General features: G+C 50.2%; 2 protein-coding genes. One reads left to right on the top strand and one right to left on the bottom strand.

What is annotated here, in order from left to right; genetic code table 11:
• Positions 1–841, top strand: an 841-nt coding sequence (gene secF, locus AC1WIP_RS15395; RefSeq protein WP_481142653.1) for a protein translocase subunit SecF, incomplete at its 5' end; no start/stop codon positions are given.
• A 172-nt stretch (positions 842–1,013) separates the two neighbouring features.
• Here the strand turns inward: secF and AC1WIP_RS15390 are convergent.
• Positions 1,014–1,865, bottom strand: an 852-nt coding sequence (locus AC1WIP_RS15390; RefSeq protein WP_481142652.1) for a methyl-accepting chemotaxis protein, incomplete at its 5' end; no start/stop codon positions are given.

The raw sequence follows: 1,865 nt of genomic DNA, 5'->3' as shown, positions 1-1,865 counted from the left end.
CCTTATCGTTATGGGCGTATATAAGGTGAACACGGGAAATGCCTTAAATTACAGCATGGAATTTCAGGGAGGCACTGCTACTACCGTTACCTTTCAGGAGAGCATGACGCTGGAGGAGGTCAACGATCAGGTGGTTCCTCTGATTGAGGAGGTTACGGGCAGCACCGTTCAGATTCAGACGGTGCAGGATTCCAACGAAGTGATTTTTAAGACCAACTCTCTGGACACCTCTCAGAGGGAGGCGTTAAATGAGATGTTTAGGGAGCAATTCCAGGTGGACGAGAATCAAATCACCTCTGAAACCATCAGCTCCACCATCAGCAGTGAGATGAAAACAGATACCCTGCTGGCAGTGGCCCTTGCCATTGTGTGTATGCTGATTTATATCCGTATCCGGTTCAGCGATATCCGGTTTGGTATCAGCTCTGTAGCGGCGCTGCTTCATGATGTGCTGGTAATGCTGGCGTTTTATGCAGTGGTGAGAATGCCGGTGGGAAATACCTTTATCGCCTGCATTCTGACGATAGTGGGGTACTCTATCAACGCTACTATTGTTATCTTTGACCGGGTAAGGGAAAATATGGCGGTGATGACGAAGAAAGAGGATTTGAAGGAAGTGGTAAACAAAAGCATTACGCAGACTCTTTCCAGAAGTATTTTTACTTCCCTGACCACCTATATCATGGTAGGTGTGCTGTATGTGCTTGGTGTGACCAGTATCCGGGAGTTTGCCCTGCCTCTTATGGTGGGCATTGTGAGCGGAGCCTATTCCTCTGTATGTATTGCGGGAGCTCTGTGGTATGTGCTTCGCACAAAGTTTCCGCCCAAGGAGAAAAAGTAGGGAGCAGCTGATTTTGTATGCTGCATATTTCAACACAGACGCGCTTCCGCTCCGAAATGACCGCAGCGGTACATAGGGCCGCAAAGGACGCAGCCCAAGTACCGGCGGCCAGTAAGGGTCTGCTTATGAAATACGCAGCGCGTAAAATCCAGCATCACAATAGAAAAGCTGTTTAAGTGGAGAATAGCCCCTGCAGCCTGTGGATGGAGGTCTGGAAGGACTGGAAGGCTTCATAGGCCTGATGGAAAGCCGAAAGAGCCGACTCCCGGTCACCCTTGTCGTTGGCATACCAGGAATCACAGGCATACTTGTGAAGCCTTTCGTGATCTGCGGCAGTCTGCTTAAATTCCGCAGAATTGCAGATGCGGGGGGCTGTCTGGCTCTCCAGCCAAAGACCCAGCTTGCAGCCCTTGGGATTGTTCAACTGGGTAATCTTAAGCTGCTCAAAGCCTGCCAGATTGTTGTATACCCGCCAGGTAAAGATCAGGTGGTCTATCTCGAAAATAGTCAGCCAGTCCAGGGTGGAGAGCCGGGAATTGTGCCTTGCCATGTCGCTTCTCACCTTGTCCACCTCTCTGCTGATCTGGTAGAGGTGGGAGCCTGTTCCCATACATTCCTGGGATAAGGTGTCATAGCTGTCTGCAATAGTTTCAATAGAGGCTACAAAGTTTTGGGTCAGTGCGGACTGATGGTTTGCCTCCCCGTAAATATTTTCCAGCTCCCGGATAATAGCGTTCATCCGCTCATTCATCACATTCATTTCATCCACGGACTGGTGTACGCTCTGATTGCCCTGTTTAAGCCGGTTTGCAGTATGATTGACGGATTCCACCAAATTTTCCATGCCGGAGCGAATCTGCTCCACATAGGTTACCACGTCTTTGGTGGATTCTGCGGTATTGGCGGAAAGCTCCTTGATCTGATTGGCCACCACCGCAAAGCCTCTGCCGGCTTCCCCTGCCCTTGCCGCTTCTATGGAGGCATTCAGCGCAAGAAGTCCGCTCTTGTCCGCAATCTTTTTTAC

It is taken from the genome of Acetatifactor sp. (genome assembly GCF_982438285.1).
This window is presented reverse-complemented; position numbering and strand designations above follow the sequence as displayed.